Here is a 21,898-nt window from a genome sequence, read left to right as displayed (position 1 = left end):
CAAAGCGGTGTCACCAGCATCGAACTCCTTACGCAAGACCACGAGCAAGCCAGCACAACTGCGAGAGGACGATCCTGAATGGCCAACTTCAGTGAGACGACTGGAGAGAACGCCGAGAACTGACCAACTTCGATGAGACTGATCTTGGCAGAGGTGTCTCATCGAAGTTGGTCAGTGCAGATCAACGCTTCGTTAGCTGGCCAACTTCGATGAGACAGGACAGTGCGTTGATACGGCTACTGCACGCTCGCTACGCGGCGGCGCCGGCGCCGGCGAGGTGGCGTAGGCGGTCCGCGGTGGGCGCGTCGGCCGGGTGGAACGACTCGACTACGAGTTCTTCGATAGTCACGTCGGCCGCGGTTTCTGCGGTGGCTGATATAGCGAAGAAAGATGACTCTCCGTAGTCGGTCTGGAGTCTGCGTGGTGGTTCGGTGACTGCGGCCCAGAACGCTTCGGTTCTGGGCCGCGGTTTCGTGTCGTTGGGCTTAGGGCGGTCTCTAGGACAGGGTCCAGGTCTGGTTGTCGCCGCCGTTTCCGGGCCACTGGTCGACGATGCCGCCGGTGGTGGTGGAGTTGTTGTAGTCGTCGGCGGTCAGGCCGTTGCCGAGGTTGACCATCAGGTAGCTGGTGTCGCTGGAGGAGGTGTAGGAGCCGACCGCGTCGAAGGCCCACTGCTGGCTTGCGGCTGCGGTGCAGGTGCCCTGATCCAGTTGTACGCCGCTGCTCGTTGATCCGCCGGGTGCTTCGAGGCACAGGCCGCTGTTGGCGTTCTTGACGGTGTAGGCGTTGCCGGTGGTGCGGGTCAGGGTCCACTGCTGGTTGGCGCCGCTGTGGTTGGTCCACTGGATGACTTTGCCGCCGGGTGCGGTGGATCCGCCGCTCACGTCCATCACCAGGCCGCTGTGGGCGTTGGTCAGGTAGTGGGTGGTGCCGCTAGCAGGGTTGGACGCCCCGTTGGCCCAGGTTCCGGCGCTGGTGTCCAGGGTCCAGGAGCGCTGCCAGCCGACGGTGACGGTGGTGCCGGAGATGGTCATCGGCAGCCAGATCAGCGGGGAGGTGCCGAGGTTTGCGGTGGTCCAGCGGTCGCCCGCGTAGAGGTAGGTGGTGCCTGAGGATCCGGCGACGGTGATGATGTTCGCGGTCTGCGAGTTGTAGGTGTTCGTGCCGGTCGGGGCGAAGGTGCGGAACGTGGACCAGGGCCCGGTTAGGGAGGTCGCGGTGGCGTAGACGTTGTCGTTGGTGGACCAGCCGGTCAGGTGGGAGCCGAGCAGGTAGTAGGTGTCGCCGATCTTGGCCATCGCGGGGGCTTCGTAGTCGGCGAACACTGCGACGGAGGAGGTGACGCTGAGGTAGTCGGCGGAGAGCCGGTCGATGCGCAGGCCGTTGGCGCGGTCTTCGGAGAGCAGGTAGCCGGCGCCGTCGGTGTCTTGGAACAGGCCGATGTCGCGGCTCTGGTGGCCGAGGGGCTGGAAGCTGCCCTGGTAGGTGTAGGGGCCGCAGACCGAGTCGCTAACCGCGACGCCGACTTTGGCTTCGGAGTAGCTGGTGTTGTCGATGTGCAGGTACATCACGTACTTGCCGGTGGTGGGGTTGTGCAGGACCTTGGGGCGTTCCACGATGCGGCCGGGGCCGAGGTCGCCGGTGGACTGGCGGGCCAGGGCGGTGGCTTGGCGCGTCCAGGTGGACAGGTCGGTGGAGCTGTAGCAGGGGATGTCCTGGAAGGAGGTGTTCGAGCTGCTCTCCCCGGTCTTGTCCTCGCCGAAGCCGTACCAGGTGCCGCCGACGTTGATGATGCCCAGGCCGTGCAGCTGCAGCGGGTTGCCGCTGGTGTCGTTCCAGGCCGCGCCGGGGGTGAAGGTGGCGGTGGCGGCGTGTGCGGGCGCTGCGGCGGTGAGGGGCGCGGCGATGGCGGTCAGTGCGGCGGCGAGTAGGGCTGCGGTGCGGCGCAGGCGGCTGCGGTTGGTGCGGCGGCCGGGGGTGGATGCGGGTGGGTAGGGTGTGATCATCTGCTGGGCTCCGTCTCGGCGGCGGGCGGGCGCGCGTGGATCACTGTGCTCGCAGGTCCGATGATCGTCAATGCCCTGCGCTCGAGCTGTTGAGGCCGTGTCCCGGCGGGTGCGCGAGGGCGCGAGGGCGCGAGCGATGCGGCAGGAGGACGGCGGATGGTTGAGTCGGCGCACGGCGCGGCGGGCGAGGGCGCGGGGAAAGTTGCGGGGTGGTTTCGCTGGCCCTCGGTGGAGGAGTTGATCGAGGGGCGGGTGGCGGGTGGGGGCTTGCCTTCTCCCCTGCTGGAGCACAGCGTCCGACTGGAGGCGGATGCGGTGCTGATCCTCGACCGGCGAGTTTTCCCGCACGAGGTCACGTGGGTGACGGCGCGTTCGGGCGCTGAGGTCGCGGACGCGATGCGGCAGATGGTGACGCAGAGCACCGGGCCGATCTTCGCGGCGCTGGCCGGGCTGGTGCTGACGGCGCGTCAGCAGGCCGGTCGGCCGGTGGCTGAGGCGCTCGCGGCGGTGCGCGAGACGGGGGCGCTGCTGATCGGGGCGCGGCCGACGAACAACAGCGTGGGTGACGCGGTGCGGTCGGTGCTGTCCACGATCGACATCGCGATGGAAGCGGATGCCCCGGGTTCGCCGGACGCCGCCTGGCTCGTGGAGCGGGTGGAGCAGCAGGCCGGGGGTCAGGCGCAGTATTTCCGGGCTCGCTGCCGGTCGCTGGCTCGGCACGCGGCCGGGCTGCTGCAGGATGGTGCGCGGGTGCTGACGCACTGTTGGATGGACACGTATCTGATCGAGTTGGTGCGGGCGGTGCACGCGCAGGGCAAGCGGCTGCGGTATGTGGTCACGGAGACGCGCCCGTATCTGCAGGGCGCGCGGCTGACCGCGCACACGCTGGCGGAGCTTGGCCAGGACGTCACGCTGATCACGGACGGGATGGCTGCGGCGGTGCTCAGCCCGTTCTCGGCGCTCGGTCCGGTGGACGCGCTGGTGACGGCGGCGGATCGGGTGAGCATGGACGGGCACGTGTTCAACAAGGTCGGCACGCTCGGCGCGGCGGTGGCGGCGCACGCGTTCGGCGTCCCGTTCTACGTGTTGATTCAGGCCCCTGACCCCCTCTCCCCCACCGCGAGCGACGTGGTGGTCGAGCGGCGTGACGGCGCGCAGGTGCTTTCGGTGCAGGGTGTGCGCACCGCCTCACCGCTGGTAGCGCAGGCGTACTACCCGGCGTTCGATGTGACGCCGCCGCAGTTCGTGACGCGGATCGTGACGGACCGCGGGCCGTTCGAGGCCGCAGGGGTGTCACGGTATTTCGATGCGGACTTGGGCGAGGTCTCGAGCGCGGGCGGGGTCGGTGCCGGGGGTTAGCGGTCGCGGCGGGTGGCCAGTTCGGCGAGGGTGAGCAGGTCTTCGGCGCCGTCCAGGTCGGGGGTGGCGCGGGTGAGGTGGTCGATGGCGGCGGACATGTGCTCGGCGGCTTGCAGGTGTGCCCAGGTGCGGCCGCCGGCGCGGTCCACGGCATCCGCGGCGGCGCGTACCTGGTGCGCCGTCATGGGCGTCGGGCTGCGGTAGAGCGCGGCCAGTTCGTTCGCGGCGGGGGTGCCGGAGGTGAGGGCGGCGACTACGGGCAGGGATTTCTTGCGTGTGGCCAGGTCGCAGCCGGCGGGTTTGCCGGTGACTGCGGGATCGCCCCAGATGCCGATCAGGTCGTCGGCGAGTTGGAAGGCCAGGCCGACGGCGCGGCCGAAGCCGTCCATCGCCTCGGCCGTCTCGGGTGCGGCGTTGGCGTAGAGGGCGCCGAGGGCGCAGGCCGCGCCGAGCAGCGCCCCGGTTTTGGCTTGGGCCATGGCGAGGCATTCGGTGAGGGTGACCTGGCTGCGGGTCTCGAAGGCGCAGTCCTCGTGCTGGCCTTCGCACAGTTCGATGACGCATGCGGCCAGGCGCGCGGTGGCTGCGGTGGCGGCCGGGTGGGTGTCGTGGGCGAGCAGGCGCAGGGCGAGGGCGTGCAGGGCGTCTCCGGCGAGGATGGCGTCGGCGGCGCCGAAGACGCTCCAGGCGGTGGGGCGGTGGCGGCGGGTGGTGTCGCGGTCCATGACGTCGTCGTGCAGGAGGGTGAAGTTGTGGATCAGTTCGACGGCGGCGGCTGCGGGTACGGCCGTGGCCGGTGGGGCGCCGAGCGCGGTGGTGGCGGCCAGGACGAGCGCGGGGCGCAGTGCTTTTCCGCTGTCGGCGCGGGCGGGGGTGCCGTCGGGGTGTTGCCAGCCGAGGTGGTAGGCGGCGATGCGGCGCATGGCCGGGGGCAGGGTGGATACGGCGGTGCGCAGGGCGGGTTCGACCAGGGTGCGGGCTCGGTCGAGGAGCGCGGCGGCGCGGCGGTCTGGATCCGGTTCGTGGCCGGTGTCGGGGTTGGTCGCGGTGTAGGTGTCGGTGCCGGGCTTGCCGGGGCCGTCGTGGCCGCCGGCGCCCTGGTTGAACGGGTCGTGGTCCAGGGGGTCGAGCGTGGAAGCGTGCAACGGTCAGGTCTCCCGGTTTCGGCGGCGGGACGGGCAGGCGGCGCGCCCGGTTCGGAAAGCGCGGGGCTGGGCGCGCCGCCGTCAGTCAGTCGGTTGATCGGTTGGTCGCGGGTCAGTCGCGTGGACGGGCGATCTCGACGTTCTCCAGCACGCCCAGGGCGTCGGGTACCAGGACGGCGACGGAGTAGTAGGCGCTGACCAGGTAGGAGATGATCGCTTTTTCGTTGATGCCCATGAAGCGGACGTTGAGTCCGGGTTCGTATTCGTCGGGGATGCCGGTCTGGTGCAGGCCGACGACGCCCTGGTTGTCTTCGCCGGTGCGCAGCACGAGGATCGAGGAGGTGTGGCCGCCGTTGACCGGGATCTTGTTGCAGGGGAACATCGGCACGCCGCGCCAGGAGGGCACGCGGTTGCCGGCGACGTCGACGCTTTCGGGGTAGAGGCCGCGGCGGTTGCATTCGCGGCCGAAGGCGGCGATGGCGCGGGGGTGGGCGAGGAAGAACTTCGAGTCGCGGCGGCGCGAGAGCAGTTCGTCCAGATCGTCGGGGGTGGGCGGGCCGGCGTGGGTCTGGATGCGCTGGTCGTAGTCGGCGTTGTGCAGCAGCCCGAAGTCCGGGTTGTTGATCATTTCGTGTTCCTGGCGTTCGCGCAGCGCCTGGACGGTGAGTTTGAGCTGCTGCTCGATCTGGTTCATCGGCTGGTTGTAGAGGTCGGCGACGCGGCTGTGCACCTGCAGGACGGTCTGGGCGACCGACAGGTCGTATTCGCGCGGTTCGAGTTCGTAGTCGACGAAGGTGCCGGGCAGTTCGATCTCGCCTTCGTGGCCTGCGGACAGGTCGATGGCGGCCTGGCCGTGGCGGTCCTGGGACTGGCCGGCGTCGGCCTGGTGGCGGGCGATCGCGTCGTGCAGCGCGGGGTGCTGGCCGGCCAGGGCGGCGAAGTCGGCGGCGCGCAGGCTCAGGGCGGTGACCGGGGTGGTGGCGCGGGCGGTGTACTCCCAGAGGCTGTCGGAGTCGGCCAGGGCTTGGTCGCCGAGGTGGTCGCCGTCGGCGAAGACCGCCAGGACCGTGTCGTCGCCGTATTTGCCGGCGCCGACCGCGTTGACCTTGCCGTGGGCGATCAGCAGGATCTCGGTGACCGGTTCGCCGAAGGCGGCCAGGGTTTCGCCGGGCTGGTAGTCGCGGCGGGTGAAGCGGTCGGCCAGCAGGGTCAGGGCGTCGGCGTCGTCGGCGGCGGCGCGAAGCGCGGGCAGTTCGGCGAGGGTCGGGGGGATGACGCGCACCTGTTCGCCGGTCTTGGCGAAGCTGACGCGGCCGCCTCCGGCGGCGTAGGTCAGGCGGCGGTTGACCCGGTAGGTGCCGCCGGAGACCTGGACCCACGGGAGCATGCGCAGCAGCCAGCGGGAGGTGATGCCCTGCATCTGCGGCGGGGTTTTGGTGGTGGTGGCCAGGTTGCGTGCGGCCGCGGTGGCCAGGGACTGCTGCTGGCGGGTCTCGTCCTGCGCGGGGGCCGCGGCTGCGGCGTCGGTGGACATCGGGTGCTTTTCCCCTCCGGTGTGTCGTCGTCGGATCCGGCCGTCTGCTGCGTTGGTGCGGCGGGTGACGGCGGTCCGGTGCGGTGGCGGGCGCGATCGGTGTCGTAGAACTCTGGGATCGCTCCGCACAGCCCATGCTGAGGCCCCGTCAGGTATGCGGGTATTACACGATCGGGCGACGGAGGGGACGCGGGGGGCGCGTATGGCGTGCTCGCGCGCCGTGTGCGCTCTGCATTGCTTCCACTGCGCAGGGTGCCGCGGCGGCGTCTCTGAAATTTGTCTGAAGAAAGCACAACCGGATGACTAGACCTCTCGTCTATACCGGACGTGGATCACAGTTCGTGGGAACGGCGGGCGCGCGGCCTCGGGCAGGGCGCGGCGCGGAACGAGGACCTGGAGCGCACGGTTGCGCTCGACGGGTCGCAAGACGCAGCGCAGGACGGGGCGCTGGACGAAACGCTGCCGCTGCACGCGGCGGTGGCGCGCGGGATCATCGCGCAGCGCACGGGACCTGACGGGCCTGGGCAGCCGCCTTACGGCGCGCCGGCGCCGCATGAGCAGGGTGCGGATGCGGGTCCTTACGGTCCCGGCGGCTTCGTGCCGGGTCAGTACGGGGACGGCGGCGGCCATCCGCCGCGGCGCAAGCTTTCGCGGCGGGTGCTGTTCGCGGCCGGCGGGCTGACGCTGGTGGGCGGGTGCGGGATCGCGACCGCGGCGCGGCTGTCCTCCGCGGGTTCCTCGCGCGCGGCCTCGCCTTCGCCGTCCCCGTCCAATTCGCCGTCCGCCGCGCCGGTCAGTCCCGTGGTGTCCAAGACGCCGACGGATCTGTCTTCCTCCTCGGCGGGCCTGCCCTCCGCCTCTCCCCCGCCGGATGTGAACAATCCGGGCAGCGGGGTGAACCCGGGGCAGGTGCAGTCGCAGCCGGAGTACTACGTGCACGCCGGGCCGAAGGTGATCGCGCTGACCTTGGATGACGGGCCTAGCTCGCAGTACACCCCGCAGGTGCTGGCGCTGCTGGACCAGTACCAGATCAAGGCGACCTTCTGCATGATCGGCGAGCAGATCGCGGCGAACCGTTCGCTGGTGAGCGAGGTGGTGGCGGCGGGGCACACGATCGTGAACCACACCTGGAACCACGCGGACCAGTCCAAGCTCTCGCTCTCGGGCGTGCGTTCGCAGATCTCCCGGGCCAACGACGCGCTGGGCGCGGTCGGCATCCATCCCACGATCTTCCGGGCGCCGTACGGGGCGTGGTCGCACACGGTGTTCATGGCGTGCGCGCAGGCGAACCTGCGGCCGCTGGACTGGTCGGTGGACCCGCGGGACTGGTCGCGACCCGGGGTGAACACCATCGTGCAGCGGATCATGAAGAACACCCGCACCAGTTCGATCATCCTGGAGCACGACGGCGGCGGGGACCGTTCCCAGACGGTCGCGGCGCTCAAGATCGTGCTGCCGCAGCTGCTCAACGACGGCTACCGGTTCACCACGGTCTAACGCGCGTGACGGCACGGGGCATGAACGCCGTGGCCCCGGACCCCTGCATTCGGGCGCAGGGGTCCGGGGCCACGGTACGTCCCGGTCCCGGAGGCGACAGAGCGACAGCGGGCTGGGGGCTTAGCCGCGCAGCGCCTCGGCTTTGGCGGCGCGGCGGGCGAAGACCTCTTCGCGCAGCGCCTCCATCTGCTTGAGGGCGTCCTTGCGGTCGCGCTTGGAGAGCCGGTCGATGTACAGGTAGCCGCTCAGGTGGTCGGTCTCGTGCTGCAGGCAGCGGGCGAAGAACCCGGTGCCCTCGATCACCAGCGGGTTGCCGTGCATGTCGAAGCCGCGGGCCACGGCGCGGTGCGGGCGGGCGAGCGTCTTGTAGGGGCCGGGCACGGACAGGCAGCCCTCCTCGTCCTCGTCCAGGACGCGCTCGTCGGGCGGCAGGTCGTCGATCACCGGGTTGCACAGGTGGCCCACGTGCCGCACGCCCTGGTCGTCGGGGCAGTCGTAGATGAACACGCGCAGGTCGACGTCGACCTGGTTGGCCGCGAGCCCGACGCCTTCGGCGACGTAGAGGGTGGCGAACATGTCGTCGATGAGGGTGGCCAGCTGCGCGCTGCCGTAGTGCTCCTCGGTGACCGGCTTGAGCGGGCGGTGCAGGATCTCCTCGCCGGCGACGGTGACGCGCAGCACCCGGCCGCGGTCGGCCTCGGGGGCGCGGCGGGGGTAGGACTCGAGGAGTTGGCCCTGCACGCGCACGGCGCGCGGCGCCTCGGTCGGGGTGGCCATGGTTCGCTGCTCGCCTTTCTGGCTCGGCCGCCTTCGCGTTCGCGTTCGCGGGCGGTTCCAGACAGTATCGTCGAGCGGTGCGCCGCGCGGCGAACCGGCCCGGCCCACGACAGCGGCGGGGCCCGATGGACGACGTGGGCGGCGGATCGGGACGGGAAGGGCGCGTGATGCGGGAGTCGGAGCCGGAGGGCGGCGCGGCGCAGGGTGCGCGGATGCGGCGCCAGCCGCGCCAGCAGCGCTCGCGCACGCGGGTGCGCCACATCCTGGAGGCCGCCGACTCGATCCTGTCCGCCGAGGGGTTCGAGGCGCTGACGGTGCGGCGCATCGCGCAGGTCGCCGGGGTGCCGGTCGGGTCGATCTACCAGTTCTTCCCGGACAAGGCCGCGGTGGTCGACGCGCTGGCGGGCACGTACATCGGGCAGTTCGACGCGGCGATAGAGCAGCTGGTGGCCGCGTCGCGGGCCGAGCAGTGGAAGGACCCGGTCGGCACGCTGATCGACGCGTTCACGGGGCTGTACCGGGCCAATCCGGGCTATGTGGCGCTGTGGTCGGGGCGGCATGTCTCCCCCGAGCTGGCGCGGGCGGACGAGGCGAACAACGCGGCGATCGCGGAGGGGGTGCGCCGGATCCTGGTGCGGCAGGCGGCCCTGGCTGACAGCGCGGATCTGGCGCGCGCCGCGCGGATCGCGGTGGTGGTGGCGGACGCGCTGCTGCAGTTCGCGTTCCGCCAGGCCCCGGACGGCGACGAGCAGGTGCTTGAGGACCTCAAGGAGCTGCTGCGGCTGTATCTGGCGCGGCTGACCAGCCGACTCGGCGAGTCCTGACCAGCCGCGCCCTGACGTCTCGTCAGGCACATCGACGTGACGCGCGGTCGGCTGCGGCGGCCCGCGGCTCGGCTAGTGCGCGGGGTTGAGCTTGGCGTAGAGGCGCCGGTTGCGTTTGTGCACGTCGCGGAACGCTGCGTAGGCCTTGTCGTAGACGGCGCGGGTGGCCGGGTCGGGGGTGTAGGTGCGTTCGATCTGCACCAGGTCGGGGATCTGATCCCAGGTCAGCTCGCCGAGCGCGACCAGGGCGAGCAGCGCGGCGCCGCGTACGTTGGCCAGCACGGGCTGGGCGACCTGGTGGATATCGCGGTCCAGGATGTCGGCCATCGCCTGGCACCACAGCCGGGAGCTGGCGCCGCCGCCGATGAACCGCAGCGCGCCGAGTCCCTGCGGGCCGGTGCGGCCGGTGAAGCGTTCGACGGCTTCGAGCATCCAGCGGGTGTTGTGCGCGATGCCTTCGAACACCGAGCGGGCCAGGTCCGCGCGGTCGGTGGTCAGGGAGGCGTTGAACCAGCCGCCGCGCAGCGAGGAGTCGTCCACCGGGGTGCGCTCGCCGTTGAGCCAGGGGGTGAACAGCACGCCGCGCGCGCCCGGCGGTGAGGCCTCGGCTAGGGCGTTGAGCTGGTCGAGCGCGGCTTCGGGCCGGGTTTCGTGCAGGACGTTGTCGATCAGCCAGTCGATCGCCTTGCCGGCCACGTCCTGGATGGTGGCGACCCAGTAGCGGCCGGGTACCGCGGCCGGCAGCGAGGCGATGGAGGTGCGCAGGTCGGTCTTCTTGTAGGGCACGTGGCAGCTAAGCCACGCCGAGGTGCCCACGTACAGGTGCGCGTCGTAGTCGCGTACCGCTCCGGCGCCGATCGCGGCGGCGGTGGTGTCCCCGGTGCCGGCCACGACGAGCGCGCTGGTGCTCAGGCCCAGGTCGGTGGCGGCCTGCGCGGTCAGCGGCCCGACGATGGATGCGGGTGCGACCAGGTCGGGCAGCTTGTCCGGGTCCAGCCCGCATTGGCGCGTGAGCGCGGGATCCCAGTGCACGGCGCCGGGGGTGCGGTTGTCGGTGCACCAGCGCAGCACCGCGGTGTCGTGCGCGGCGGCGGCGCGTCCGGTGGCGCGCAGGGTGAGGTATTCGGGCACGTCCAGCAGGTACGCGGCCGCGGCGTAGGCCTCGGGGCGCTCGCGCTTGAGGAACAGGGCCTGGCCGACCGGGTCCTTGCCGGTCAGGGTGGGGGCGCCGCCGGTCTTGACCAGCCAGGAGCGCAGTTTGCGCGCGTTGTACCCGGTGCCGGGCACGGTCGGGGCTCCCCCGGCCGCGGCGCGGCTGTAGGCGGCGCCGCGCGCGTCCATCCAGATCACCGCCGGGTGGGTGGGGTTGCCGCCGGCGTCGACCGGGACGGTACCGCCCCACTGCGCGGAGAAGCAGACCGCGGCCACGTGCGGGGCCGGGTCGTATCCCAGCTGCGCGGCGGTGTCGGCCAGGGCCTGTTTGGCGGCGGCGCAGATCGCGCTCCACCAGGCGTGCGGGTCCTGTTCGGCGCCGCCGTGCGGCAGCAGCCGCAGCGGCACCGGGGCCTTGGCGTGGCCGAGCAGCCGGCCGCGCGCGTCGGCCAGCGCGACCTTCGGCCCGCTGGTGCCCAGGTCCACGCCGAGTACGAGACGCGCGGCCATCGCTTCTCCCGCTTCCTGTTGCGTGTCTCGGTCTCTGCTGCCGGGCGCGGGTCAGACCTGCGCGAAGACGCGGTCGAACGCGGCCAGCGCGGCGTCGAGGACCTCGTCGCTGTCCGCCATGGAGGTGTAGATGCGCGAGCCGGCCAGCGTGATGACGCCTTCGGCGGCATATGCCATGGACATGTGCCCGAGCATGTCCTTGCGCGGCCCGAGTTCGGTGAAGAAGTCGGGGTTGTCCAGGGTCAGGTGCAGCACGCCGGAGGTGTGCAGGTGCACGATCGAGCCGAAGTTGTAGGTCACGTACGGCAGCTCGCGCGCCGCGATCAGCGCGTCCAGGCCCGCGCGCAGCCGGTCGCCGGCCGCCCCGGCCTTGGCGGGGGCGCCGGTGCGGTCCATCTCCAGCAGCGCGTGGTAGCCGGCCGCGCAGGAGAGCGGATTGGCGGAGAGGGTGCCGCCGACGAACGCGCGCTGTCCCGCGGCGGTCAGGCCGCCGGCGAACACGTCCATGACCTCCTGCTTGCCGCCGACTCCGCCCGCGGCCGGGTAACCGCCGGCGACGCACTTGCCGAAGACGGTCAGGTCCGGGGTCACCTCGAAGTAGCCTTGCGCGCCGCCCATGCCGAGCCGAAAGCCGGTGACGACCTCGTCGAAGACCAGCAGCGCGCCGTGCCGGTCGCACAGCTCACGCACCTGGGCGTTGTAGCCGCGGGCCGCCGGGTAGGTGCCGGACTCCGGGCCGACCGGTTCGACGATGACCGCGGCGGTGCCGCCGTCCGCCTCCAGTTGCGCGAGCAGGCCGGCGAGCGCCGTGGTGTCGCCGGGGGGCAGTTCGTGGGTCAGTTCGAGGGCGCCCTTGGGGATGCCGGTGGCTTCCAGGGAGCCGGTGCCGGGGATGCGCAGGCCGTAGACGACCTGGTCGCTCCAGCCGTGGTACGCGCCGCCGATCTTGATGATGTGGTTCTTGCCGGTGTACGCGCGGGCGGCGCGCACGGCGGCCATCACGCCCTCGGTGCCGGAGCCGAGCATCCGGAAGCGCTGCACGGCGGGCATGAAGTCGTGGATGAGCTTGGCGAGCTTGACCTCGTACTCGTGCAGCAGGCCGGTGACCGGGCCGCAGGAGGCCAGCAGTTCCAGGACCTTCTCGCGCACCGGGGCGTAGTTGGAGCCCAGCACGGTCGGGCCGCCGGCCTGCAGGAAGTCGATGTAGCTGTTGCCGTCCAGGTCGGTCAGGTAGGCGCCCTCGGCGGCGGTGACCGCCAGCGGCCAGGGGTCGTTGAGCGCGAGGTTGTGCTGCACGCCGCCGGGGATGTACTGCTCGGCTTCGGCGGCCAGCGCCTTGGAGGCGGTGGCGTGCTGCTCGTACCAGGCCTCGTAGCGGGCCAGGGCCTCGGGCGGCAGGGCGCGCAGCGGGGAGTGCACGAGGTGGTGCAGCCGCGCCTCGATCGCCGGGACGTCGGGGTACTGCGAGATCGCGTAGCCGCTCGTCCCCGTGCCCGTTCCGGCAACGCTGGTGCTGGTGTCCGCGGGCCGGGCGTCGCCACTGCCCTCCGCGGTGCGCGCCGTCTGCGTGCTGCTGCTCATCACGCCGCCTTTCCCCGGTCCGGATTTCCGTAGTAGAACAAAATTGTCTTGCACTAGTACAAGCTCTGAGCTGTGGTTTTACTGAGAGATCTTCTTCGTGCTGCCGTAGCCGGAGGCGAGGGCGACGTTGATCACGTCCTCCTGCTCCTTCTGCGTGAGCACCCGCGGAGCCGTCTTCTCGCCGTCGGCGTTGCCCGGCAGCGCCGCGGACAGCGTCAGGGCGCGCGCGTAGGTCTCGGCGCACCATTCGGCCAGTTCCAGGTGGTCCACGGAGCGCGTCACCGTGCCGCCGATCGCGATCGAGCCGTGGTTGCGCATGAGCGCGGCCTGCTTGTACTGCAGCGCGGCCACCACGTGCTGCGCCAGCTCCTCGGTGCCGTAGGTGGCGTAGGGGGCCACGCGCAACGCGCCGCCGAGGGAGAGCATCGTGTAGTGGATCAGCGGGATCTCGTCGCACACAAGGCCGATCGCCGTGCTGGTCACCGCATGGGTGTGGGCGATGGCGCAGGTGGAGGTGGCGCGGTAGACCGCCAGGTGCATCGGCACCTCGCTGGTCGGTTCCAGATCGCCCTCGACGATCGCGCCGTCGGCCAGGCTGATCACGGTCATCTCGGCCGCGCTCAGCTCAGAGATCACCGCGCCGGTCGGGGTCACCGCGACCAGGTCATCGCGCCGCGCGGAGAGGTTGCCGCTGGTGCCGATGACCAGGCCGCGCTCGGCCAGGCGGCGGCCGGCGGCGGCCAGGGCTTCGCGTTCTTCGGCCAGCAGCATCGGGGCACCTCGGTTTCCCGCTCGGTCCGCGCCCGGCGCGGAATATGAACACGTGCTCATGTTTTGTGTCGGGTTCATGCTCCGCCGCGGGCCGCTGCCCTGTCAAGAGCGCGAGGCGGGGCCGGCAATTAGGTGGCCGCCCCGCGCGGGCGGCCGGTAGCGTCGCGCGTAGTAAAGGAGACCACCGTGCAGCAAACCACCGCAAACATGCCCGAAAGCCCGGAAACGGCCCCTGGCGCCGAGCCCCACGCGCAGGCGGCGGACAGCCAGGCGCCGGGCTCCGGCCGCGATCTGACCGGCACCATGATCACCACCGGGCGCCTGGTGCTCACCGCGCCGACGTCCGCGGACATCGACGCGATCTACCGCATCTGCCAGGACCCGGCGATCCAGCGGTATACCGCGGTGCCGTCCCCGTATGAGTACGAGCACGCCCGCGACTTCGTGGAGAAGTCGGTGCCGGGGTGGGCGAAGGAGGGCAGCAACGCGGTCTTCGGGTTCTACCACGCCACCAGCGGGCAGCTGCTGGGCATGATCGGCCTGCACGGGATCAGCGGCCCGCAGGCGAAGAACGGGGCGATGGCGGAGGTCGGCTACTGGACCGCGCCCGAGGCACGCCGGCAGGGCTACACGCTCGAGGCGGTGCGCGCGATCTGCCGCTGGGGGTTCGCGCAGCTGGGCCTGCAGCGCATCGAGTGGATCGCGTTCGACGGCAACGAGGGCTCGCGCGCGGTCGCGGTCAAGGCGGGCTTCACCGTCGAGGGCAAGCTGCGCTCGCGGTGGGTGCAGCGCGGCGAGCGGCTGGACGGGTGGATCGGCTCGCTGCTGCCAGGCGACCCGATCCCGCAGTAACACCTCACCGGCGAGAGCCGAAGGCAAAGCGGCAGCGCACCAGCGGCGCCGGCGCTTCGCGGCGTGCGAAGCGCCGCGCGGCGCCGGGCGTATCTGGGATCCTCGCGCCCTGCTACAGCTTGATCAGCATCTTTCCGGTGTTCCCGCCGGTGAACAGGCTCAGGAACGCGTCGGGGGTCTTCTCCAGCCCGTCGACCACGGTCTCGGCCGCCTCGATCTGCCCGGAGGCCAGCCATGGGGCCATCTCGGCGGCGAACTCGGCGAAACGCGGCTGGTAGTCCATCACGATGAACCCGCGCAGGGTCAGCCGCTTGCCGATCGCCAGGGCCAGGTTGCGCGGCGCGGGCGTGGGCTCGGCGCTGTTGTACTGGGCGATCGCGCCGCACATCGCGATGCGTGCGTGCAGCCGGGCCGCGCCGATCGCCGCCTCCAGGTGTTCGCCGCCGACGTTGTCGAAGTACACGTCGATGCCGTCCGGCGCGGCCGCCGCCAGCTGCCCGCGCACGTCGCCCGCGCGGTAGTCGATCGCCGCGTCGTAGCCGAACCGCTCGGTCAGCGCGCGTGCCTTCTGCGGCCCGCCGGCCGACCCGATCACCCTCGCCGCGCCCTTGAGCCTGGCGATCTGCCCGACCAGCGAGCCGACCGCGCCGGCCGCGCCGGAGACGAACACCGTGTCGCCCGCCTTGAACTCGGCGGCGAACAGCAGCCCGCCCCAGGCGGTCAGGCCGGTGGTGCCCAGCGCGCCGAGGTACTGCGCGGCCGCGGCCAGCTTGGTGTCCACCACGGTGGCGTGCTTGGCGGGGATCAGGGCGTAGTCACGCCAGCCGCCCATGTGCAGCACGCTCGCCCCGACTGGTACCGCGTCCGAGCCGGAGGCGATCACGGTGCCGACCGCGCCGCCCTCAAGCGGAGCGTCGAGCGCGAACGGCGGCACGTAGGACTTCACGTCGTTCATCCGCCCGCGCATGTACGGGTCGACGGAGAGCACCTCGTTGCGCACCAGCACCTGCCCGGGCTGCGGGTCGGGCAGCTCCCGCTGAACCAGGCGGAAGTGCTCGGGCCCCGGGGTGCCCTGCGGGCGGGAGGCCAGGTGGAACTCGCGGGCGGTGGTCGTCATCGTGGGTGCCCTTCGTCGTGGTGGACGCGGTGTGACGTTAGGTGGCGCACCGCTGGCCCCGGGTCGCGGGACTGCGGCGCGGCCGGCTACCCGGCCCACAATACTTCATATCATGAACAGTGTTACCGGTGAACTTGACCCGGCGCGCTGAGCTGCGCTTTCGCGGCCGCCGGCTGGCGTAGGCACTGCCGCCGGGGCCCCGCAAGAGGTCGCTTGAGCGTCGGATCGTCGTGTCACTCCCCACGAGGGCCCGAGCCGTGCATGATGTGCGCCATGCCAGCACCTTTCACGCTGACCGGCCGCCTCGTGCGGCTGGAACCGATGCGCGAGGACCACCTCGAACCGCTGCTCGCGGCGGCCACCGAGGATCGCGCGTCGTTCGGGTACACCTATGTACCCAAGGACCGGGCGGCCGTGCGCCGCTATCTCGACGTGGCGGGCGATGACCTTCGCGCGCACGTCGCGGTCCCCTTCGCCACGGTCGAGCTGCGCACCGGCCGGGTGGTGGGCACCACCCGCTTCCGGGAGCTCGAGTACTGGAACGCCGGGGTCTGGCCGCCCCGGCACGGGCACGTTGATCCCTGCGGGGTCCCGGACGCGGCCGAGATCGGCTCGACCTGGCTGACCCCGTCCGCGCAGCGCACCGGGATCAACGTCGAGGCGAAACTGCTGATGCTCACGCACGCCTTCGAGCACTGGCGGGTGCAGCGGGTCTCATTCAAGGCCGATACCCGCAACGAGCGTTCCCGCGCCGCGATCCTCGCGCTCGGCGCCACCTTCGAGGGAGTGCGCCGCGCGCACTTCCCGGCGGCCGAGGGCGGCGTGCGCGACTCCGCGCTCTTCTCGATCCTGTCCGAGGAGTGGCAGGGCGCGAAGACGAGGCTGATCGCGCGTCTGGAACGCCATGGCGTCGCGGCGGGCCGCGACGCGCTCGCGCCGCAATCCGGCGCGTGGCCCGAACCTGATCGCGAGCCCGTCGCCGCGTAAGGCGCCGGGCCCCTCTCCCCCGCAAAGTCCCCACGCCACAGCGCCGGGCCGTTCCCGACCGGACGGCCCGGCGCCCTACGGCACAGATCGCCGCGCACACCCGCCGCCCTCGCGGCCGCCCGGTCAGTGCGGCAGCCAGCTGACATGCGGCGCCAGCAGCACATACCCGACGAACGCCACGGTGTCGATCAGCCCGTGCGCCACCAGCAGCGGCATCACCCGGCCCCAGCGCCGGTAGAGCCGCGCGAAGATCAGCCCCATCACCAGGTTGCCGATGAACCCGCCGAACCCCTGGTAGAGGTGGTACGAGCCGCGGATCAGGGCGCTGAGCACGTCCGAGCCCGAGTCGGTCAACCCGGCTTGTTTGAAGCGGCGCAGCAGGTAGCCCAGGACGACCACCTCCTCCAGCGCCGCGTTCTGGAATGCCGAGGCGATCAGCACCGGGATGCGCCACCACACCGGCGGCAGGGTCGTGGGCACCACGGTCAGCGCGGCTCCCGCGGCGTGCGCGGCCAGGTACAGGCCGAGCCCGCTGCCGCCGATCACCGCCGCGACCGCCGCGCCGCGCCCCAGATCCCACCACGGCCGGGTGCGATCCGCGCCCAGCGTGCGCAGCGACGCGCCCTCGCGCGAGAGCAGGTAGGCGACCAGCAGGACCGGCGCGAGACCGAACGCGATCCCGTAGAGCTGGAAGGACAGGTCCAGCCAGGGACGCCCGGGCGCCGCCGAGGCGTTGAGCGTGGCGTGCTGGGCACTAAGAGCCTTGCGAGCGGTGAGCGAACCCATCAGGTCGATGAACGCCGAGACCGCGGAGCGCCCGAGGGAGACCGCGAGCACCGCGCCGACCTCGAACATGATCAGCCTGCGGGTGTAGAGCACCGGCCAGCGCGACCCAGGGCTGGGCTGCGTTCGCTCACCGCCTGGCGTCAGCCCCTCGTCTAGCGAAAAGCCGGATCGCGGTTGCGGGGAGTGCGAGACGTCGTCGCCGCCGCGTGGCGGTACCTCCGGCTGGCGCGGCCGGCCGTCCTCGGGCGCAGGCATGGCGTTCTCGAGCGCGGCCATCGTGCGTGCCTCCTGCGGCGTGGTCGGTTCCCGGGCGCAGTCTGCCACGCGCACCTGAGCACACCGACATACACCCGCCCCACCCGAGTGCACGCCCCCGCCCACCGATCAGTTCACGCCAAGCGCCGCCGCCGACCACCGCGCGCTACCCGCCGATGATCACGCCTATCCGCTCATTCGGCCGACACGGCGTGCCAGCCGTCCTCTGCCGTCGTTCACCGCTTGCCTACCCCACCGGCCAGGTATGCACCGGATCCCCCGCGCGCGCCAGCTCCGCGTAACGCGGCACCATCGCCGCCAATGCGGCGGCGCGGCTTAGCCCCCGCTTGCGTTCCAGGTGCTCGACCTGCTCCATCTGCCAGATCGCGCCGTTGCGCCGGGTGCGCGCCCGCGCCTCGATGATGCCCAGGTACAGGTCCCGCTCGCGCGGGTCGATGCGCCAGCGATCCAGGCCCGCCGCCGCGAGCGGCAACAGCTCGTCGAGCACCAGGCCCGCGGCCTGGACCTGCCCGCGCCCCGGCCAGTGCAGCCGCGCGCCGATGCCGTCACGCGCCGCCGCGTGCAGGTTGTTGCGCGCCGCCGCGAACGACAGGCGCCGCCACACCGGTTGCTCGGCCTCGCTCAGGGCGCGCACCAGCCCGTAGTAGAACGCGGCGTTCGCCAGCACGTCCAGCACGCTCGGGCCGGCCGGCAGCACCCGGTTCTCCACCCGCAGGTGCGGCTTGCCGCGCGCCACGTCGTACACCGGCCGGTTCCACCGGTACACCGTGCCGTTGTGCAGCCGCAGCTCCGGCAGGTGCGGGACCCGCCCGGCCGTCAGGGACTGCTCCGGGTCCTCGGGGTCCACGCGCGGCAGCAGCGCGGTGAAGTACCGCAGGTTCTCCCGGAACAGCTCCGCGGGGTCCTGGATCCACCGCTCGCCGAACCACACCCGCGGCCGCACTCCCTGCGCCGCAAGCTCCAGCGGCCGCGAATCGGTGGCCTGCTCGAACAGCGCGATGCGCGTCTCGTGCCACAGCCGCCGGCCGAACAGGAACGGGGAGTTGGCCCCGAGCGCGACCTGCACCCCGGCGATCGCCTGCGCCGCGTTCCACGCCGGGGCGAAGCCCTCCGGGGTGACCTGCAGGTGGAACTGCACCGAGGTGCACGCGGCCTCCGGCAGGATGTTGGAGAAGGTGATGTCCAGCGGCTCCGGGCCGTCGATGCGCAGGTGGAAGTCCTCCCCGCGCACCGAGGCGAGCTGGTCGTTGAGCAGCACATACCGGTCGTCGGCGGAGAAGTTCTCGCGCACCATGTGCGCCGCGTCCAGGGTCGGCAGGATCCCGATCATCGCCACGTGGGCTCCGCAGCCGGCCGCGACCCGGTCGGCGTAGAGCAGCGCGGTGCGCAGCTCCTCGGCCAGCTCGGAGAACACCGAGGCGTTCAGCTTGTGCGGGGCGATGTTCACCTCGAGGTTGAACAGGCCCAGTTCGGTCTGGAAGTCGGGCGAGGCGATCTGATCGAGCACCGCGGTGTTGACCATCGCCGGGTCGCCGTGGCCGTCGATGAGCACCAGCTCGAGTTCGACGCCGCACAGCTTGCGGCCCTTCTCGAAGCGGTCCTCGGCCAGCATCCGCTCGAGCACCTGCTGGCAGGAGCCCAGCCTGCTGCGGAACCTGGCCCGGTCCGTCCCGTCGAACCCCAGGTCCGCCACGGTGACGCGCTCGCCCAACCCGGCTCTCCTTCCTGCCGAGCCCGGCCGCGGCGCCGGCCCCGCGAACGACGCCGGGGTGTGCGCGGCGGCCAGGCGGTACGGCTGACGCTGTGTAGCTCACGTACCCGCCGCACGGGGTCTCCATACGGGCGCGCATGCGCAGGCAGCGGCGGGTTCGCGCGGTGCGGTAGTGGCGTGCACGCGCAGCGTTGCGTGCGGGAGTACTGTGACGGCACCAGGTCGATTCGGCGCGCGGACGAGGGGGCGAGGGCGGTGCGGGACGAGTCGGCGATCGGCTGTGTGGGTGTGCTCGTGATCGGCACCCGCGGCCCGGCCGGTCCGGGTGAGGTTCTGGTCAAGATTCGCGGCGGCTCGGAGACCTATCTGGCCTGGTCTGAGACGCCTTTGCCGCGAGGCGCGACGGTGCTGGTGGTCGAGTCGCGCGGTTCGCGGACGGTGGAAGTGGCCGAGTGGGAGGACCCGCTTGGTCCGGAGGCCGGCATGGCCGGCGACTAAGGAGTATGCGATGTTCGGGTACAAGGTGCCCGCCCCCGACCAGGCGATGCTGATCTCCGGGGGGCGACGGGGGCAGGGTGGCGCACCGTTCCGGGTGGTCACGGGGCACGGCAAGTTCGTTCCGCCGGTCTTCCGCAAGGTGCGGTTCCTGACGCTGGCGATGTGCGAGGCCGAAGTCGCCGAGACCTGCGTGACCCGGCAGGGCATCTCGCTGACGGTGCGCGCGGTGATCGCGTTCAAGGTGGGCAACGACTCGGAGAGCATCGTCAACGCCGGGCAGCGTTTCCTGTCCGACCAGAACCAGATGTCGGTGCTCACCGGGCGGATTTTCGCCGGGCACCTGCGTTCGATCATCGGGTCGATGACGGTCGAGGAGATCGTCACCGAGCGCCAGAAGCTGGCCAGCGAGGTGCTGGACACCTCGAAGATCGAGATGGCCAGGATCGGGCTGACCGTGGACTCCCTGCAGATCCAGTCGATCGACGACATGGGCAGCGGATACATCGACGCGATGAGCGCCCCGCACAAAGCGGCGATCCAGCGCCAGGCGCAGATCGCCCAAGCGCAGGCGGTTCAGACGGCCGCCGAGGCACAGCAGGAGGCGCAGCGCCTGCAGGCCGAGTACGCCCGGCACACCGCGGTGGTGCAGGCCGAGTACAAGGCGGAGATCGACCGGGCGCAGGCCGAGGCGGCGCAGGCCGGGCCGCTGGCCCAGGCCAGTGCCCAGCGCGAGGTGCTCACCGCGCAGACCGAACTGGCCCAGCGCGCGGCCGAACTGCGCCAGCAGCAACTGGTGGCCGAGGTCGTCAGGCCGGCGGAAGCCGAGGCTGAGCGCATCAGGCTGCTGGCGATCGCGGAAGCGGAGCGCACCCGGATCCTGGCCGAGGCCGCCAACTCCAACAACCGGGTGGCGCTGGACCGGATGCTGATCGATCAGCTGCCGCAGATCGTCAAGGAGGCCGCGCGCGGCCTGGCCGGCGCGAACGTCAACGTGCTCAACGGCGCGGACGGACTCGGGGAGATCGCCGCCGGGCTGGTCAGTCAGGGCCTGACGATCCTGGACTCGGTCAAACGCGGCATCGGTGCGCCGCAGGACGAGCGCGCCGAGCCGATCGCGATCGAGGCGGAAGACCCGGGCCGCGACCGCCGGTAGCGCCGCGAGAAACCACAGAACCACGAGAAGCAAGCAGCGGCCCGGCGTGCGGCCGGTCGCGGCGCGGTAACTTTCACCCGCCGCGACCGGCCGGCTGCGTACCGGAACCAGGAGCGCGCCGGAGCCTCACAACTCCCCGCGTGGCGACCGTGCGTGGCCGCGCGGCGGCTGCCTGTCGCGCAAGTTTCACCCGGTCGGGGCACTGGCGCGGGCGCTGCGCCCGGTGATCGCGGTGGATCGCCGAGCGGTCGCTCGGGACTCTTGATGTTGCCGGGGATTCGGCGTCTACTGGGGGCGTTGAGAACAGAAAGTGGTCTAGCCCATTCGGGCCAGACGACCCCGCCCGTTCGGGTAGTTCGTCTGCGCGGAAGGGCGGACTGCGAGCCGAAACCCGCCATAGGACCCGGTGCGAGCGGACACTAAGGCGGTAGAGGCGAACAACTCGTCCCGAGGGAGGGACACCCAATGCCTGCTACCACATCCGGCGCCGCTCGATCGCAAGCGCTCGCACCGCGCGCCGTCACGGGAACCGCAGCCACGAGCGCTGCCGCACTTTCAGAGCACTGTCTCCACCAGCCCGCCTGCCCACCGTCCGACGCCGCGGACCGCTACCGCGCCCACGTCGTCGCGTCGCACCCGGAGCAGGGCTGGTCGCTGCTGTGCAACGGGGTGATCGTGTTCGACGATCTCGGCGCGCTACTTCCCGGCAGCGAGCTGATCCCCGCCCAGCGCTAGCGGCACCGCACTACCGGAGCTGGCACCCGGGGCCGGGGTGCACGGGGAGCACCACCACACGGGGTCCGGTCGGTCGGCAGCGGCCGACCGAACCACGCGAACGGGGGTACGGGAGGACCGAGCGGGACGGTGACCGCGCGCAGACTACCGCGCGTCGTCGGCCGATTCCGCCAGCTGCGAGACGAGCCGCGTGCCCGTGATCTTGTACGCACCGCCAACGAGCTCATGCATGCTGATGACTCCATCGTCCTCAACCGTGTCCCGCCGGATGATCCAGTAGTTCGGAATGCCAGGCTCGGCATAAGCGCCAAACTTTTCGGCGGCATCACGCTCTTCGCTTACGTTCGAGACTGCCTCGATGACTGCCCAAACGTCCGCGGCGGCGCGAGTACCGATGTTCAGGTCGGGTTTGTGGCCGAGCTTGAACGCCACGCCGTCGGCGACGAAACTGTGTTTTCCGGTCTGGCCGTAATCGTTCCATCGTTAGGCAGATCGAATCTTTCCGCGGTCATGACAACCATGATGCCTCCCTCCTCCTTGTCGCGACGAGCCTAGGGACGGCTTCGAACACTGAGAAAGCGCCGTTCCGGCCCCGGAACGGCGCTTCTCGGGTGTAGCTATCGGCTT

At 71.3% G+C, this 21,898-nt stretch carries 18 protein-coding genes and 1 pseudogene; 8 read left to right on the top strand and 11 right to left on the bottom strand.

All coding sequences use genetic code 11. The features are described 5' to 3' along the window. Nucleotides 1-497: 497 nt before the first annotated feature. Nucleotides 498-2,006 carry an RICIN domain-containing protein gene (locus tag VN779_RS22075; protein ID WP_325726419.1) on the bottom strand — a complete coding sequence of 503 codons (1,509 nt, stop codon included), beginning with the start codon at nucleotides 2,004-2,006 and terminating at the stop codon, nucleotides 498-500. Between the two features lie 156 nt (nucleotides 2,007-2,162). On the opposite strand from VN779_RS22075, the gene VN779_RS22070 reads away from it, so the two are divergent. Next, complete coding sequence (locus VN779_RS22070; RefSeq protein WP_325726417.1) at nucleotides 2,163-3,365, top strand: hypothetical protein; 1,203 nt, start codon at nucleotides 2,163-2,165, stop codon at nucleotides 3,363-3,365. Here the strand turns inward: VN779_RS22070 and VN779_RS22065 are convergent. After that, the gene (locus VN779_RS22065; protein WP_325726415.1) at nucleotides 3,362-4,510 is read right to left on the bottom strand and encodes a family 2 encapsulin nanocompartment cargo protein polyprenyl transferase; all 1,149 of its coding nucleotides are present in this window, start codon (nucleotides 4,508-4,510) and stop codon (nucleotides 3,362-3,364) included. The genes VN779_RS22070 and VN779_RS22065 overlap by 4 nt on opposite strands. Nucleotides 4,511-4,622: 112 nt before the next feature. Further along, nucleotides 4,623-6,044 carry a family 2B encapsulin nanocompartment shell protein gene (locus VN779_RS22060; RefSeq protein WP_325726413.1) on the bottom strand — a complete coding sequence of 474 codons (1,422 nt, stop codon included), beginning with the start codon at nucleotides 6,042-6,044 and terminating at the stop codon, nucleotides 4,623-4,625. Nucleotides 6,045-6,371: 327 nt separating this feature from the next. On the opposite strand from VN779_RS22060, the gene VN779_RS22055 reads away from it, so the two are divergent. Continuing rightward, nucleotides 6,372-7,541 (top strand): polysaccharide deacetylase family protein, encoded by a 1,170-nt coding sequence (locus tag VN779_RS22055; RefSeq protein ID WP_325726411.1) that lies wholly within the window; start codon nucleotides 6,372-6,374, stop codon nucleotides 7,539-7,541. A gap of 120 nt (nucleotides 7,542-7,661) precedes the next feature. On the opposite strand, the gene def is transcribed toward VN779_RS22055, so the two are convergent. After that, nucleotides 7,662-8,318: a peptide deformylase gene (gene def, locus VN779_RS22050; RefSeq protein ID WP_325726409.1), complete on the bottom strand. Its 657-nt coding sequence runs from the start codon at nucleotides 8,316-8,318 to the stop codon at nucleotides 7,662-7,664. Nucleotides 8,319-8,485: 167 nt separating this feature from the next. Between def and VN779_RS22045 the strand changes: the two genes are divergently transcribed. Continuing rightward, nucleotides 8,486-9,142 (top strand): TetR/AcrR family transcriptional regulator, encoded by a 657-nt coding sequence (locus VN779_RS22045; RefSeq protein ID WP_325726421.1) that lies wholly within the window; start codon nucleotides 8,486-8,488, stop codon nucleotides 9,140-9,142. A 72-nt stretch (nucleotides 9,143-9,214) separates the two neighbouring features. On the opposite strand, the gene VN779_RS22040 is transcribed toward VN779_RS22045, so the two are convergent. The 3 genes from VN779_RS22040 to VN779_RS22030 all read right to left on the bottom strand — a co-directional run bounded on the left by VN779_RS22040 (nucleotide 9,215) and on the right by VN779_RS22030 (nucleotide 13,156). Then, entirely contained in the window at nucleotides 9,215-10,804 is a 1,590-nt protein-coding gene (locus VN779_RS22040; RefSeq protein ID WP_325726407.1) for an FGGY-family carbohydrate kinase, read from the bottom strand. A gap of 51 nt (nucleotides 10,805-10,855) precedes the next feature. Then, nucleotides 10,856-12,385 carry an aspartate aminotransferase family protein gene (locus tag VN779_RS22035; protein WP_325726405.1) on the bottom strand — a complete coding sequence of 510 codons (1,530 nt, stop codon included), beginning with the start codon at nucleotides 12,383-12,385 and terminating at the stop codon, nucleotides 10,856-10,858. A gap of 78 nt (nucleotides 12,386-12,463) precedes the next feature. Then, the gene (locus VN779_RS22030) at nucleotides 12,464-13,156 is read right to left on the bottom strand and encodes a class II aldolase/adducin family protein (protein ID WP_325726403.1); all 693 of its coding nucleotides are present in this window, start codon (nucleotides 13,154-13,156) and stop codon (nucleotides 12,464-12,466) included. A 186-nt stretch (nucleotides 13,157-13,342) separates the two neighbouring features. On the opposite strand from VN779_RS22030, the gene VN779_RS22025 reads away from it, so the two are divergent. Further along, nucleotides 13,343-14,008 carry a GNAT family N-acetyltransferase gene (locus tag VN779_RS22025; RefSeq protein ID WP_325726401.1) on the top strand — a complete coding sequence of 222 codons (666 nt, stop codon included), beginning with the start codon at nucleotides 13,343-13,345 and terminating at the stop codon, nucleotides 14,006-14,008. A 112-nt stretch (nucleotides 14,009-14,120) separates the two neighbouring features. Here VN779_RS22025 and VN779_RS22020 read toward each other — a convergent pair whose 3' ends face one another. Next, a complete protein-coding gene (locus VN779_RS22020) occupies nucleotides 14,121-15,125 on the bottom strand; it encodes an NADP-dependent oxidoreductase (RefSeq protein WP_325726399.1) in 1,005 nt (334 codons plus the stop codon). A gap of 273 nt (nucleotides 15,126-15,398) precedes the next feature. On the opposite strand from VN779_RS22020, the gene VN779_RS22015 reads away from it, so the two are divergent. After that, entirely contained in the window at nucleotides 15,399-16,112 is a 714-nt protein-coding gene (locus VN779_RS22015) for a GNAT family protein (RefSeq protein ID WP_325726397.1), read from the top strand. Nucleotides 16,113-16,235: 123 nt separating this feature from the next. Here the strand turns inward: VN779_RS22015 and VN779_RS22010 are convergent, their stop codons facing one another. Together VN779_RS22010 and VN779_RS22005 are read right to left on the bottom strand one after the other, a co-directional pair. Next, nucleotides 16,236-16,967 carry a CPBP family intramembrane glutamic endopeptidase gene (locus tag VN779_RS22010; RefSeq protein ID WP_349260891.1) on the bottom strand — a complete coding sequence of 244 codons (732 nt, stop codon included), beginning with the start codon at nucleotides 16,965-16,967 and terminating at the stop codon, nucleotides 16,236-16,238. A 433-nt stretch (nucleotides 16,968-17,400) separates the two neighbouring features. Next, the gene (locus tag VN779_RS22005; protein ID WP_325726393.1) at nucleotides 17,401-18,885 is read right to left on the bottom strand and encodes a glutamate-cysteine ligase family protein; all 1,485 of its coding nucleotides are present in this window, start codon (nucleotides 18,883-18,885) and stop codon (nucleotides 17,401-17,403) included. A gap of 255 nt (nucleotides 18,886-19,140) precedes the next feature. On the opposite strand from VN779_RS22005, the gene VN779_RS22000 reads away from it, so the two are divergent. From VN779_RS22000 to VN779_RS26575, 3 genes and pseudogenes are all read left to right on the top strand, one after another. Further along, entirely contained in the window at nucleotides 19,141-19,383 is a 243-nt protein-coding gene (locus tag VN779_RS22000; RefSeq protein ID WP_349260890.1) for a hypothetical protein, read from the top strand. Between the two features lie 10 nt (nucleotides 19,384-19,393). Further along, nucleotides 19,394-20,536, top strand: a complete 1,143-nt coding sequence (locus tag VN779_RS21995) for an SPFH domain-containing protein (protein WP_325726389.1) — start codon at nucleotides 19,394-19,396, stop codon at nucleotides 20,534-20,536. 564 nt (nucleotides 20,537-21,100) lie between these two features. Beyond that, nucleotides 21,101-21,271: pseudogene (locus tag VN779_RS26575) on the top strand (DUF5999 family protein); the annotation flags it as partial. A 144-nt stretch (nucleotides 21,272-21,415) separates the two neighbouring features. Here the strand turns inward: VN779_RS26575 and VN779_RS21985 are convergent. Beyond that, a complete protein-coding gene (locus tag VN779_RS21985) occupies nucleotides 21,416-21,703 on the bottom strand; it encodes a hypothetical protein (RefSeq protein WP_325726384.1) in 288 nt (95 codons plus the stop codon). Nucleotides 21,704-21,898 lie beyond the last annotated feature (195 nt).

It is taken from the genome of Actinocrinis sp. (genome assembly GCF_035605935.1).
Classification (GTDB): domain Bacteria; phylum Actinomycetota; class Actinomycetes; order Streptomycetales; family Catenulisporaceae; genus Actinocrinis.
The sequence above is the reverse complement of the archived record's forward strand: the minus strand, read 5'-3'. Positions and strand labels throughout refer to the sequence as shown.